At 67.4% G+C, this 13,601-nt stretch carries 9 protein-coding genes; 8 read left to right on the top strand and 1 reads right to left on the bottom strand.

Features of this window, described 5'->3' with window-relative positions; all coding sequences use genetic code 11:
• The first annotated feature begins 70 nt into the window (after nt 1–70).
• Entirely contained in the window at nt 71–1,891 is a 1,821-nt protein-coding gene (locus B1400_RS02110) for an AMP-dependent synthetase/ligase (RefSeq protein WP_095612816.1), read from the top strand.
• 13 nt (nt 1,892–1,904) lie between these two features.
• On the opposite strand, the gene B1400_RS02105 is transcribed toward B1400_RS02110, so the two are convergent.
• A complete protein-coding gene (locus B1400_RS02105) occupies nt 1,905–4,268 on the bottom strand; it encodes a prolyl oligopeptidase family serine peptidase (RefSeq protein WP_095612815.1) in 2,364 nt (787 codons plus the stop codon).
• 285 nt (nt 4,269–4,553) lie between these two features.
• On the opposite strand from B1400_RS02105, the gene B1400_RS02100 reads away from it, so the two are divergent.
• The 7 genes from B1400_RS02100 to pknB are packed head-to-tail and all read left to right on the top strand — an operon-like array spanning nt 4,554 to nt 13,495.
• Nucleotides 4,554–5,255 (top strand): FhaA domain-containing protein, encoded by a 702-nt coding sequence (locus B1400_RS02100; protein ID WP_095612814.1) that lies wholly within the window; start codon nt 4,554–4,556, stop codon nt 5,253–5,255.
• A gap of 21 nt (nt 5,256–5,276) precedes the next feature.
• A complete protein-coding gene (locus tag B1400_RS02095; protein WP_095612813.1) occupies nt 5,277–5,819 on the top strand; it encodes an FHA domain-containing protein FhaB/FipA in 543 nt (180 codons plus the stop codon).
• Nucleotides 5,820–5,823: 4 nt separating this feature from the next.
• Nucleotides 5,824–7,440, top strand: a complete 1,617-nt coding sequence (locus B1400_RS02090; RefSeq protein WP_235607264.1) for a PP2C family protein-serine/threonine phosphatase — start codon at nt 5,824–5,826, stop codon at nt 7,438–7,440.
• On the top strand, nt 7,437–8,954 hold the full coding sequence (locus B1400_RS02085; protein ID WP_095612812.1) for an FtsW/RodA/SpoVE family cell cycle protein: 1,518 nt from the start codon (nt 7,437–7,439) through the stop codon (nt 8,952–8,954). Before B1400_RS02090 ends, B1400_RS02085 begins: the two co-directional genes overlap by 4 nt.
• Nucleotides 8,954–10,420: a peptidoglycan D,D-transpeptidase FtsI family protein gene (locus B1400_RS02080; RefSeq protein WP_095612811.1), complete on the top strand. Its 1,467-nt coding sequence runs from the start codon at nt 8,954–8,956 to the stop codon at nt 10,418–10,420. The genes B1400_RS02085 and B1400_RS02080 overlap by 1 nt, the downstream gene beginning before the upstream one ends.
• Entirely contained in the window at nt 10,417–11,430 is a 1,014-nt protein-coding gene (locus B1400_RS02075) for a serine/threonine-protein kinase (protein WP_095612810.1), read from the top strand. The genes B1400_RS02080 and B1400_RS02075 overlap by 4 nt, the downstream gene beginning before the upstream one ends.
• On the top strand, nt 11,423–13,495 hold the full coding sequence (pknB, locus tag B1400_RS02070; RefSeq protein ID WP_095612809.1) for a Stk1 family PASTA domain-containing Ser/Thr kinase: 2,073 nt from the start codon (nt 11,423–11,425) through the stop codon (nt 13,493–13,495). Before B1400_RS02075 ends, pknB begins: the two co-directional genes overlap by 8 nt.
• Nucleotides 13,496–13,601: the final 106 nt, after the last annotated feature.

Raw genomic sequence — 13,601 nt, 5'->3', positions numbered from 1 at the left:
ACGGTACCGTAGGATGGCCGAGGCGGCCGCGGAGGCCGCTCGAACAAGGCTGATACGAAGGATGTCCCCCATGCTCACCGAGTACACGACGCCGGGCCATGCGCTCACCGTCCGCGACAATGAAACGATCTACACGTTGCTGACCGACCGCCTCGAGCGTTCCGGCGCCGATTCCCCGCTCACCGAGAACAAGGAGCCGGATGGCTCATGGAGCACGCTCACCGCCGGACAGTTCAACGACGAGGTCCGTGCGATCGCGAAGGGCCTGATCCAGTTCGGCGTCGCGAAGGGCGACGCCGTCACGATATTCTCGGCGACGCGTGTGGAATGGGGTCTGCTCGACTTCGCGCTCGCCGCCGTCGGCGCCGTGACGGTGCCGATCTATGACACCGATTCGGCGATCCAGGCCGAGCGCATCCTCAACGATTCCGACGTGAAGCTGGCGATCGCCGACAATCAGGAACGGTTCGACCGCCTCGACTCCGTCTTCGACCATTGCCCGCGCCTCGAGCGCATCCTGATGCTCGACGCGGACGCGATCGCCGCGCTCAAGGGCCTCGGCGTCATGGTCTCCGACGAGGAGCTCGACGAACGCATCGCCGGCGTCGGCGCCGACGATCTGGCGACGATCGTCTACACGTCGGGGTCCACCGGCGCGCCGAAGGGCGCCGAGCTGACGCACCGCAACTTCGTGAGCATCACGCGCGCGGCCGCGGAATGCGTCCCGGAGATGCTCGAAGGCGACGCGCGCCTGCTGCTGTTCCTGCCGCTCGCCCACTGCTTCGCCCGCTTCATCCAGTACTTCGTGTTCACTTCCGACGCCGGCGTCATCGGCTATCTGCCGAGCACGAAGACGCTGCCGCACGACATGCGGGTGTTCGAGCCGACCTTCGTGCTGTCGGTGCCGCGCGTGTTCGAGAAGGTCTACAACGCGGCGTCGCGCAAGGCCGGCACCGGCTTCAAGGGCCGCATCTTCGCGAAGGCCGCCGAATCGGCGCGCGGGTGGAGCGAGATGGCGCAGCAGGGCGTCCGGCCGGACGCGAAGCAGCGCGCCGAGCATGCGCTCTACGAGCGGCTCGTCTACGGCGCGATCCGCGGCGCCTTCGGCCCGCGCATCAAATACCTCGCTTGCGGCGGCGCGCCGCTCGACCGCCGTCTGGCCACGTTCTTCAACGGCATCGGCCTGACGATGATCCAGGGCTACGGCCTGACCGAGACGGCGGCCCCCTTCGCGTTCACGCGCGTCCACGACAACGTCATCGGCACCGTCGGACAGCCGGTGCCCGGCTCGTCGGTGCGCATCTCGCCGACCGGTGAACTCGAGGTCAAGGGACAGAACGTCTTCCGCGGCTACCACAACCTTCCCGAGAAGACGGCCGAGACCTTCGCCGCCGACGGCTGGCTGAGGACCGGCGACCTGGCGACGCTCGACGACGAAGGCCACATCACGCTGACCGGCCGTGCGAAGGACATCATCATCACGGCGGGCGGCAAGAACGTCGCGCCGATTCCGATGGAGCAGGAGATCGCCACCTGCCCGATCGTCGAACACGCCGTCGTCGTCGGCGACAACCGCCCGTTCGTCGGCGCCGTCGTCACGCTCGACCAGGAGGGTCTGGAGAACTGGCTGCCGACGCAGAAGCTGCCGGCGGACCTCACGCTCGAACAGGCCGCGGGGCTGCCGGAGGTCGCCGCCGAGATCCAGAGGTACGTCGACCGTGCGAACGCCGAGGTCTCCCGCGCCGAGTCGGTGCGCAGGTTCATCGTGCTGCCGGTCACGTTCACGCAGGAGAACAAGTGCCTGACGCCGTCGATGAAGGTCGTGCGCCCGAAGGTCAACGAGGTCTTCGCCGAGGCGATCGCCACCGGCATCTACGGCGTCAGGCGCTGAACCGCGCGTCCCCTCAGCGTTCGAGCGCGCGCTTGAGGAAGTCGCGCTGGAGCAGCAGCAGGTTGCGCGCGACGGTCGGGTCGTTCGTCATATGCGTGATGCCCGTCAGCGGCAGGAACGTGTGGTCGCGGCCGGCCGCCATCAGCGCGTGGCTCAGCCGCAGCGAATGCGCGATCGTCACGTTGTCGTCGGCGAAGCCGTGGATGAGCATCAGCGGCCGGCGCAGCGCCGGCGCGTCGCCGATGATGCCGTTGCGCGCGTAGTCGGCCTCGTCGAGCCCGAGGTAGCGCTCGGTGTAGCAGGTGTCGTACAGCGTCCAGTCGGTCGGCGGCGCGCCGGCGCACGCGGCCGCGAAGACGTCCGGCGCGTCGAGCACGGCGAGCGCGGACAGGAAGCCGCCGTACGACCATCCGATCATCGCGACGCGGTCGAGTTCCGGGCGCGGCAGCCCGTGCGCGCGGGCGCCGGATGCATGCCTGCCGTAGGCGGCCGCCTCGTTGATGCGGCGCACCGCGTCGTCGAGCGCGCGCACGGCGTCGACCTGATCCTCCAACGTGACCTGTTTCATCGCCTTGTACACCTCGCGGTCCCACGCCGGTCCGCGGCCCGTCGTGCCGCGGCCGTCGGCGATGACGACGAGATAGCCCTGCTCGGCCCACCATTGCGCATCCCAATACGCGGACTGGCTCATCGTGACCTCCTGGAAGCCGGGGCCGCCGTAGGGGTGCATGAGAACCGGCAGCGAGCGCGCGTCCGCGTACCGCACGCCGGTCGGCGCGACGATCGCCGCATGCAGCCCGCGTTCGCCGAGCCGAACGAAGCGCACGTTGATGTCAAGCCCCGGCGTCGCCGCGTTGTTGGCGACGGCGACGGCCTCGCCGCGGTAGTAGTGCGTCATCCGCGCGCGCGGGTCGGCCATGTCGCGGCCGGTGACGACGAGGCCGTCGCCGGCGCGCGTCGCGCTCCACACGCCCGGTTCGTCGGTGACCGGGTACACGTCGCCGTCGTAGTCGAAGGCGACCACGTCGAAGCTGCGCGCGTCGTGGTCGGCGGCCGTCGACGCCCACTGCCTGGGCACGTCGGGCGCCTGTTCGGGTGAGCGTTGCACGACGCACATGACCGTTTCGTCGTCGGCGTCGAGCACTGCGCGCACCTGCCAGCCGACCGGCGTGAACGGGCGACCGTCGACGGTCAGGCGGTTCGTGTCGTTCTCCATGTCGTTGATCGAGCAGATGAGCGCGCCGGACGGCGTGTAGGCGGGCGTGCCGGCGATGAGGTCGATCCACTGGCCGTTCGCGTGCGTCTCGAGCACGGTGACCGGCATCAGCGGCACGACGCCGTCCTTGACGGGCGCCAAGCGTTTCCAGTCCTGTTCCTTCGGCACGTCGACGCGCAGGATCTGCTCGTGCTGCTGAAGACGGTCGAGGACGCGCAGCAGCGGCATATGGCCGACGTCCCAACGCACGACGGCCAGATATTCGTAGGTGTCGTTGTCCCAGTCGACGAGCGCCGTGCGTTCCGCGTTCAGGCGGTCACCGCCCAGATGCACGACGTAGAGTTCGACGATCGCGTTGCGCGTGAGCGCGCGCGGATAGCGGTGGTCGAATCCGCGGCGCTCCGGATGGGCCGGATCGCTGATCGTCCACAGCGGCTCCGGCGAGGCGTCGAAGCGTTCGACGAGCAATGTGCGCGAATCGGGCCCCCACCAGAAACCGTCGTAGCGGTCCATCTCCTCGGCCGCGGCGAACTCGGCGACGCCGGCGCGCACGTCGGCGCGTTCGCCCTGCGCCACCGCGTAGGCGACGCCGGCTTCGCCGGTGGCGGCGTCGACGACGATGACGGCCGCGCCGGTCGAATAGGCGATGCGTGTGCCGTCGGGGCTCACACGCGGGTTGAGGATCGGATGGAGCGGCTCGCCGAAGCCGTCGGGGCCATGCACGTCGAGCGCATGCGTGTCGGCGGCCGCGGCCTCGGCGTCGAGCACGGAGACGAACAACTGGTCGTTGATCGTGAAGACGACGACATGGCCGGCCGCGTCGACCGAGTAGGAGACGATGCCGCTGCCGCCTTCGCGCGCGCGTTCGCGGCGGGCGCGTTCGGCCGCGGGCACGTCCTCGGCGTCGGCGTCGGCGAGCAGCGCGCGTGGATCGGCGAGCAGCGTCTCGGCGCCGTCGGCCTCGCCCATCCACAGCGACGTCACCGTGTCCTCGGCGCCGTCGGAGCGCAGGAACAGCATGCGCGATCCGTCGCCCAGCAGCCGGGGGGCGCGCGGGGCGCCGCAGCTGAATCGCAACGTGCGCGCCTTCGCGGCGGCGTAGTCGGGGATCGAGGAATCGGCGGGCAGGGCATCATTCGTGTGCACAGTGGTTTGCGTCATACCGCATTACGCTAGCACCGCGACCCTGCGCGTTGGCTGAACGCGCGCCGCCGCATATGCGGGGCGGGTGCGCGACGGCCGCGTAGGTCATCGCATATCCGTATAAAGGATGGGAACAGACGTATTCATATATCATGAGTCATATGCGACCCATGGCGCACGGCGCGCCATGCGGTGCTGTCCACGGCGACGTCCGACGCGGCAGGCCGTTCGCCCGGCGGTCGCAAAAGCCGGCGCGGTTTGCGACCAAGCGTAGGATGGGACAGGAATAAGAAAGGGACTACTATGAGCGTTCTTGACCGTTTTGAGAAAAGCGTGGAAGGCGCGGTCAACGGAGTGTTCGCGAAGTTCGGCTCCAAGGACCTGCAGCCCGTCGATCTGACGAGCGCGCTCGAACGCGAGATCGACGAATCGGCGATGCCGGTGGGTCGTGAACGCACGGTCGCGCCGAACGAGTATCGCTTCAAGCTGAGCACCCCCGATTTCGACCGCATCGAGCAATGGGGCTCCGAGGCGCTCGCCAACGAGCTCGCCGACAACCTCACGAAGTACGCGAAGAGCCAGCATTACGCGTTCGTAGGCCCCGTCGTCGTCGTGTTCGAGGAGGACCTCGAACTGTCAAAGGGCAACTTCAAGCTCACAAGCGAATCGGTGCAGGGCAATGCCGTCCCGGTCACGACCGACGCGCAGGCCGAGGACTGCCCGATGCTCGAGGTGAACAACAGCCAGTACCTGCTCACGAAGAGCAAGACGATCCTCGGACGAGGCTCCGGCTGCGACATCGTCATCGACGACCCGGGCATCTCCCGCAAGCATCTGGAGATCGACATCACCGACAACGGCGTCATCGCGCGCGACCTCGGCTCGACGAACGGCACCTACGTCGAAGGCCACCAGGTGCCGGCGGCCACGCTGCTCGACGGCAACACGATCACGATCGGCCGCACGCGCATCCTCTACTGGGCGTCGTCGCAGGACCAGGAGTAAACCGGGACACCTATTGCCGTTATGATTACCGAACTTACCTTCGCGGTACTGAAATACGCGTTCCTCATCCTGCTGTGGGTGTTCGTCTGGAGCATCGCCCGCTCGCTGTACCGCGACGTGGCCTCCTACAGCCCGCGTAAGTCGCGCGCGCGCCGCAAAAAGGAACGTGAGGTCCGCAGGAAGGCCGACGCGCCGGTCGCGGCCGCCCCCGCCAGCTCGACGCCGAACCATCCGACGGCGGCTGCGGCGCCGTCGGCCGCGGCCGACAAGCAGCCGACGCTGCTCGTCATCATCGACGGCCCGCTCGCCGGCACGTCGGTGCCGTTGAACTCATCCGTCATCACGTTGGGCCGCGCGGCCTCGAACACCGTCGTGCTCGACGACGAATTCGTCTCGTCGCACCATGCGCGCGTCTACCCCGACGAACGCTCGCACCAGTGGGCCATCGAGGACCTGCACAGCACGAACGGAACCGTGGTCAACCAGCAGCGCATCACCGTGCCGACGATCCTCGCGCCGCGCATCCCCGTGCGCATCGGCGCGACCACCTTCGAACTGAGGTGAGCCGATGACCTCCGCAGAGCACAGCACGCTGTATATGTATTCGACGACCGTCTCGGACGTCGGCACCGTCCGTTCCAACAACCAGGACTCGTCGTTCGCGGGCGCCCATCTCGTCGCGATCTGCGACGGCATGGGCGGCCACGCCGGCGGCGACACGGCATCGACGATCGCGATCCGTTCGCTCGCGCACATCGAGAAGGACAGCGCCGAAGGCGACGTCGCGCGCGCGACCGCGATCATGGAGACGTCGACGCTCGCCGCGCACGACGCGATCGTCGGCAAGGCGAAGCGCGAACGCAAACTCGCCGGCATGGGCACGACGATCACGGCGATCACGTTGGTCTCCGGTTACTGGGTCCTCGCGCACATCGGCGACTCACGTGCGTATCTGCTGCGCGACGGCGCGCTGATGCGCCTGACGAGCGACCACAGCTACGTCCAGCATCTCATCGACACGAAACGCATCAGCGAATCGGAGGCGCGCAACCATCCGCAGCGCAACGTCGTCATGCGCGTGCTCGGCGACTTCGACATCGACGCGCGCCCCGACATCTCGATCCGCGTCGCCCGCGCCGGCGACCGCCTGCTGCTGTGCTCCGACGGCCTGTGCGGCGTGCTCGAGGATTCGACGATCGAGGAGACGATGCTCGCGGCGAGCGATTCGGAGGAGTGCGCGCAGCGGCTCGTCTCGATGGCGTTGCGCGCCGGCAGCACCGACAACGTGACGGCCGTCATCGCCGACGCGACGCTCGCGCTCAACGCCGATTCCTTCGACGTCCCCCACCAGACGCCACTCATCGGCGGCGCGGCGAGCGCCTCGCTCGACGCGATCGCCGACATCGTCAACGAGCCGGTCGCCGCCGCGCCCGCGCTCATCGCGAAATCGTCGCCGGCGGAACGCGCGGCCGCGCTCATCCAGTCGCGTCCCGCCGACGACGACGAGGCGCACGACGCCGCACCGGCGAAGACGAGCGTCGGCCACACGAGCGAGGTGCGCGAGGAGACCGGCGAACTGCAGGACCCGGACACCGGCGAGATCCCGGTCGTGCGCAAAAGCAACGGCCGCTACAGCGCCGACCCGAACGATCCGGAAGTCGCGGCCGCGATCCACCACGAGCAGCTCGAGAAGAAGAAGGCGGCGCGCTCGCGCCGCTTCCGCGGACGCGTCGCCGCGGTGATCATCGCCGTCCTCGCCGCGCTCGCGCTGTGCGGGATCGCCGGCGGCGCGTACATGTGGAGCCAAAGGCAGTACTTTCTCGCGAAGGACGGCGACACGATCGCGATCTACCAGGGCGTGCCCACCGACATCTTCGGCATCAAGCTGTCGCATCCGGTCGAACAGACGGACCTGAGGTTCAGCGAACTGCCGGAGGGATGGCAGAACCAGCTCGAGAGCGGCATCAACGTCGACGACTACGACGCCGCCGTCGCGAAGGCGGACCAGATCGAACAGGAGCTCGAGAAGACGAAGCAGCAGAAGAAGGATGAGGAAGCGCGCCGCAAGGCCGCCGCGAAGGCGCAACAGGAGGCGCTCGAGAAGGCGAAGAAGGAAACCGCCTCGCCATCGCCGTCGGCTTCGTCGTCGCCGTCCGACACATCCCAGAAGAAGGATTCGAAGTGACGAAGACCCGGATACGCTATCTGCTGCAGATCCTCTTCGCGTTCGTCATCACGGCCATCGGCGTCTTCCAGATGTTCGCGAGGACCGAGGGGCAGCTGCCAACGAACGCGCTCGTGCTGATGAGCGTCATCGCCGTGCTGTTCATCGTCACGTGGGCGCTCATCTGCAGGTTCCAGCCTTACGCGAACCAGTCGATCATGGCGTGCGTGCTCATGCTCACGTCGATCGGCATCCTCATGATCGCACGCTGCGACGCGGCGATGGACGCCCATGTCGCGACGCGGCAGATGATCTGGCTGTGTCTCGCGCTCGTCTGCTGCGACCTGCTGTTCGTGTTCATGCACGACTACCGCGTGCTGCGGCGCTTCTCCTATGTGAGCATGGTCATCGGCCTCGCGTTGCTGCTGTCGCCGATGGTCCCCGGCCTCGGCCGCGAGATCGGCGGCGCGCGCATCTGGATCGGCGTCGGACCGTATTCGCTGCAGCCGGGCGAATTCGCGAAGCTGTTCCTCGCGTTCTTCTTCGCGTCCTATCTGTTCAACCACCGCGACCAGCTCGCCGTCGGCGGCAAGAAGCTCGGACCGCTGCAGCTGCCGCGACTGAAGGACCTCGGCCCGATCATCATCGTCTGGGTCGCGTCGATGGGCGTGCTCATCGTGCAGCACGATCTGGGCACGTCGCTGATGTTCTTCGCGATGTTCGTCGCGATGCTGTACGTCGCGACCGGCCGCGTGAGCTGGGTCGTCATCGGCTTCCTCGCCTTCGCCGCCGGCTGCGTCGTCGCCGCGCGCATCTTCGCGCACGTCGGCTACCGCGTCGACGCCTGGCTGCATCCCTTCGATCCGGCGATCTACAGCCGCTATCCGGGAGGCTCGAGCCAGATCGTGCAAGGCCTGTTCGGCCTCGCCTCGGGAGGCCTGATGGGCACCGGCCTCGGTCAGGGGTACCCGACCGTCACCCCGCTGGCGAACTCCGACTTCATCTACGCGTCGACCGGCGAGGAGCTCGGCCTCGTCGGACTGTTCGCCGTGCTCATGCTCTACCTGCTCATCATCGCGGCCGGCATGATCATCGCGATGAAGATCAAGGACGGCTTCGGCAAGCTGCTGTCCTCGGGACTCGTGTTCACGATGGCGTTCCAGGTCTTCACCGTCGTCGGCGGCATCACGCTCGTCATCCCGCTCACCGGCCTGACGATGCCGTACATGGCGGCCGGTGGCTCGTCGCTCGTCGCGAACTACATCCTCGCGGCGCTGCTCGTCATCATCTCGAACGCGGCGAACAAGCCGCAGTCCGACGAACTGAGCGACACCTTCCGCATGGAGGCGCTCTCGGTGCTGCGCAGCCGCCAGCAGGCCGAGACACGCAACGTCGCCGGCGGCCCTCGCCCCGGCTCCGGCGCCGCCGGCGACGACGGCCCGGTCACGCAGATCGTCGCGCCGATCAACACGCATTCCTACGTCAACCTGCCGCGGCGCGCGGGCGGCGGATCGCGGCCGGGAGGTGAGGCCTGATGAACAAGACGCTACGTCAGCTGTTCACCGCCGTCCTCGTGCTGTTCGTGATCCTCGGCATCTCATCGTCGTTGATCATGACGGTGCGGTCGAACGCGCTCGCCAGCGACTCGCGCAACGTGCGCACGCTCTACTACACGAACAGCGCGGCGCGCGGCGCGATCCTCGCCTCCGACGGCACGATCCTCGCCAAATCGGATGCATCACAGGACGAATACAAATACCAGCGCTCCTACGCGGACGGCGCGCTCTACGCGCCGGTCACCGGCTATTTCTCGGTCACGCAGAAGGCCGACCGCGGCATCGAGGCGTCCGAGGACACACTGCTGACCGGCAAATCGGACGCGATGTTCTGGCAGCGGCTCAAAGGCCTGTTCACCGGCGAGGAGAACCGCGGCGCCTCAATCGAGACGTCGATTGACACGAAGCTGCAGAAGGCCGCCTACGACGCACTCGGCGACGACGACGGCGCCGTCGTCGCGCTCGAGCCGAGCACCGGACGCATCCTCGCGATGGTGAGCAAGCCGAGTTACGATCCGAACCTGCTTGCGACGCATGACGGCGGCGAGGCGAACAAGAACTACGCCGAGCTGAGCCAAGGCGCGGCCAGCCCGATGATCAACCGCGCGACGAGCCAGCTGTACCCGCCCGGATCCACGTTCAAGACCGTCGTCGCGGCCGCCGCGATCAACTCGGGCAAGTACAACATCAACTCGCAGATCCCGGCCGGCGCAAGCTACACGTTGCCGGGCACCGAGACGGCGCTGACGAACTCGTCGTCGGCCGGCGACGGCATCGACGGCAAGATCTCTCTGAAGGACGCGATGGCATACTCGTCGAACACGGCCTTCGCGCAGCTCGGCGTCGCGCTCGGCGACGATACGGTCTCCGACATGGCGAAGAAGTTCGGCTTCGATTCGACGATCACGATCGACGGATCCGCCGCCGACGGCACGCCGATGCGCGCCGTCGCTTCGCGCTTCCCGCAGCAGGTCACGCCGGACCGTCTCGCGCTGGCGTCGATCGGACAGGGCGACACCCTCGTCACGCCGCTGCAGAACGCGATGGTCGCCGCGGCGGTCGCGAACAAGGGCAAGGTCATGAAGCCGACGCTCGTCGACCGTGTGCGATTCAGCGACCTGTCGGTGCTGCCGGACACGAAGCCGCAGGTCATGAGCACGGCGTTCAGCGAGGACACGGCGAAACAGCTCACCGAAGGCATGGAGGCCGTCGTCACCGATGAGAACACGAATCTGGAGATCCCCGGCATCCGCGTCGCCGCGAAGACCGGCACCGCGCAGATCGGCGCCGACAACGATTCGATCGACGGCTGGGTCATCGGCTTCGCGCCGGCCGACGATCCGAAGATCGCCGTCGCCGTCATCGTGCACAACGTCGACCTCTACGGCTCGTTCGCGGCGGGACCGGTCATGACCGCAGTAATGAAGGAGGCGCTTACCCAATGAGACTCATCGAAGGACAGCTCATTCACCGGCGTTACCGCCTCGATTCGCGTCTCGCGCAGGGAGGCATGGGCGAGGTGTGGAAAGGCTACGACATCCAGCTCGGCCGCCCGGTCGCGATCAAGGCGCTGCGCACCGACACGACGAACCAGGAGTCGAAGCTGCGCAGGCTGCGCGCCGAGGCGCGCAATTCGGCGAATCTCGCGCACCCGAACATCGCCGCGTTGTTCGAGTACTACGAGCATGACGGCATCGGCTTCCTGATCATGGAATACGTGCCGAGCAAGTCGCTCGCCGACCTGTTCCATGAGATCGACGGCCCGATGGAGCCGACGCAGCTGCTGCCGGTCCTCATCCAGACGGCGCGCGGCCTCTTCGTCGCGCACTCGCATGGCGTCATCCATCGCGACGTCAAGCCGGCCAACATCATGGTCTCGAGCAACGGCGAGGTCAAGATCACCGATTTCGGCGTCTCCTATTCGACGAACCAGGAGCAGATCACGCAGGACGGCATGGTCGTCGGCACCGCGCAGTACATCTCCCCCGAGCAGGCGCAGGGGCAGCACGCCACGCCGCAGTCGGACATCTACTCGCTCGGCGTCGTCGCCTACGAAGGCCTGTGCGGACACCGGCCGTTCACCGGCGCGACGCCGGTCGACATCGCAGCCGCTCATGTCAACAACCCGGTGCCGCCGCTGCCTGCGACCGTCGACTTCCAGCTGTCGCAGTTCGTCATGTCGATGCTCGCGAAGGACCCGCTCGACCGTCCGCAGGACGCGTTGACCGTGGCCCGCGTCCTGTCGCGCATCGAACGCCGTCTGCTCGACCAGCAGACGAGCGCCGTCGACGCGACGATGGTCACATCCGGAAAGCGGGTGCCGCGACGCGTCGCGAGCGCGCCCCATCATGATCCGGCCACGAACACGATCCCGTCGTTCGCGCAGGCGGCGCAGGCGGATTCCCCACGACACAACCACTTTGCGGTGCAAGGCGGAAGGAGCAGCAATGAGTAGCATGCCCACGACGCTGGATGGTGGTCGCTACCAGCTCGGCCAGCTCATCGGACGTGGCGGCATGGCGGAGGTCCATGTGGCCGTCGATACGCGTCTCGGCCGTACCGTCGCCATCAAGATCATGCGCCCCGACCTCGCCCATGACGAGATCTTCCTGACGCGCTTCCGGCGTGAGGCGCATTCGGTCGCGCAGATGAACAACCCGAACATCGTCAACATCTACGATTCGGGCGAGGAGATCATCACCTTCGAGAACGGCCAGACCGAGCATCTGCCGTATCTGGTCATGGAGTACGTCAAGGGCCAGACGCTCAGGGACATCATCAAGGCGAACGGCCCGCTGTCGCAGCGGGACGCCGAGCATGTGATGATCGGCGTGCTCAGCGCACTCGAGTATTCGCACCGGATGGGCATCATCCACCGCGACATCAAGCCCGGCAACATCATGATCTCCGAACAGGGCATCGTCAAGGTCATGGACTTCGGCATCGCCCGCGCGCTCGACGATTCGGCGACGACGATGACGAAGTCGCAGGGCGTCGTCGGCACCGCGCAGTACCTCTCCCCCGAGCAGGCGCGCGGCGAGACCGTCGACATGCGCTCCGACCTGTATTCGGCCGGCTGCGTGCTCTATGAGATGCTCACCGGCCGTCCGCCCTTCACCGGCGATTCGGCGGTCGCAATCGCCTACCAGCATGTCTCCGAGGTGGCCGTGCGTCCGAGCACGATCGTGCCGGGGCTGCCGACGGCGTGGGATTCGATCTGCGCGAAGGCGATGGCGAAGGACCGCCAGAACCGCTACGCGACGGCCGCCGAATTCAAGAACGACATCATCGCGTTCATGAACGGCGGCGTGCCGACGGCGACCGCCTTCAACCCGCTGACCGACCTGTCGGCGACGAAGGCGCAGCAGCTGCCGATGACGCCACCCCAGCCGGCGACGGTCCAGCAGGGGCCGGCCACGCAGCGATTCAACCCGGTCACCGGCCAGTTCGAACGGGTCAATCCGGATGGTTCGACCGGTTCGCTCAGGACGCGCGCGGATCGTCGCGCCGAGATCGCGAAGAAGAAGCACAAGCGCAACGTCGTCATCGCGTCGATCGCCGCCGCCATCGTCATCCTCGGCATCGCGATCGGCGGGTGGCTGTGGTGGGACCATGCGCAGAACGCGACGAAGTTCGTGACGGTGCCGACCTTCAACGAGACGACGACCGAGGCGCGCGCACGCAAGCAGCTCAGCGACCTCGGCCTCAACATCAACGTCAAGCAGGACGCCGATTCGACGAAGCCGGAGGGCATGTTCACGAAGCAGACCCCGGCCGGCGGCAAGCGCGTCGCCGAAGGCAGCACCGTCGAGGTGTGGTTCTCGACCGGCCCCCGTTCGATCAAGATCCCGGATGTGACCGGCTATACGCAGGAGCAGGCGAGGTCGACGCTCGAGGACGCCGGATTCGTCGTCGAGTCGAGCGTGCAGACCGAGGACAGCGCGACGATCGCGAAGGACCATGTGACGCGTACCGACCCCGCCTACGGCACTTCGCAGCTCAAGGGCTCCACGATCAGCCTGTGGGTGTCGTCGGGCATGACGAAGGTGCCGGACGGCATCATCGGCAAGCCGCAGGATCAGGCACTGGCCGCGCTCTCCCAGATGGGGCTGACGGTCACCGTCATGCAGGAGCCGTCGGACACCGTCGACAAGGGCTCGGTCATCCGCGTCTCGCCGGAGGTCGGCACGTCGGTCGAGCAGGACAGCACGGTGACGGTGTGGGTGTCGACGGGCCGCGAACAGGTGAACGTGCCGTCCATCACCGCCGGCGAGTCGCTCGCGAGCGCACGCGCGGTCCTCGAGGCGGCCGGACTGAGCGTCAAGGTGGACGGCGATTCATCGGACGGCGCGACCGTCGAATCGATCAGCCCGTCCGCCGGCACGAGCGTGGACAAGGGCTCCGAGGTCACGGTCAAGACGAAGGCCCCGTCGTCGCCGTCGCCATCACCGTCGGGATCCTCCTCCTCGCCGTCGTCTTCCGGCTCGGGGCAGAACGGCGATGACCATGACCAGCGCTGACGGATGCACTGCATAGCCGGCGGCGGCATCGCAATGGGCGGGGCCCGGATCGTTCATCGATCCGGGCCCCGCCCATTGCGATATGCATGGCAGGAGCGCGCTCAGC

Source organism: Bifidobacterium italicum, assembly GCF_002286915.1.
Lineage (GTDB): Bacteria > Actinomycetota > Actinomycetes > Actinomycetales > Bifidobacteriaceae > Bifidobacterium > Bifidobacterium italicum.
Note: the sequence above shows the minus strand (reverse complement) of the source record. Positions and strands in the feature narration are given on the sequence as shown.

Coding starts and splice junctions, on each gene's coding strand:
- B1400_RS02110 (WP_095612816.1), top strand. CDS start 71: ATGCTCACCGAGTACACGACGCCGGGCCATGCGCTCACCGTCCGCGAC.
- B1400_RS02105 (WP_095612815.1), bottom strand. CDS start 4,268: ATGACGCAAACCACTGTGCACACGAATGATGCCCTGCCCGCCGATTCC.
- B1400_RS02100 (WP_095612814.1), top strand. CDS start 4,554: ATGAGCGTTCTTGACCGTTTTGAGAAAAGCGTGGAAGGCGCGGTCAAC.
- B1400_RS02095 (WP_095612813.1), top strand. CDS start 5,277: ATGATTACCGAACTTACCTTCGCGGTACTGAAATACGCGTTCCTCATC.
- B1400_RS02090 (WP_235607264.1), top strand. CDS start 5,824: ATGACCTCCGCAGAGCACAGCACGCTGTATATGTATTCGACGACCGTC.
- B1400_RS02080 (WP_095612811.1), top strand. CDS start 8,954: ATGAACAAGACGCTACGTCAGCTGTTCACCGCCGTCCTCGTGCTGTTC.
- B1400_RS02075 (WP_095612810.1), top strand. CDS start 10,417: ATGAGACTCATCGAAGGACAGCTCATTCACCGGCGTTACCGCCTCGAT.
- pknB (WP_095612809.1), top strand. CDS start 11,423: ATGAGTAGCATGCCCACGACGCTGGATGGTGGTCGCTACCAGCTCGGC.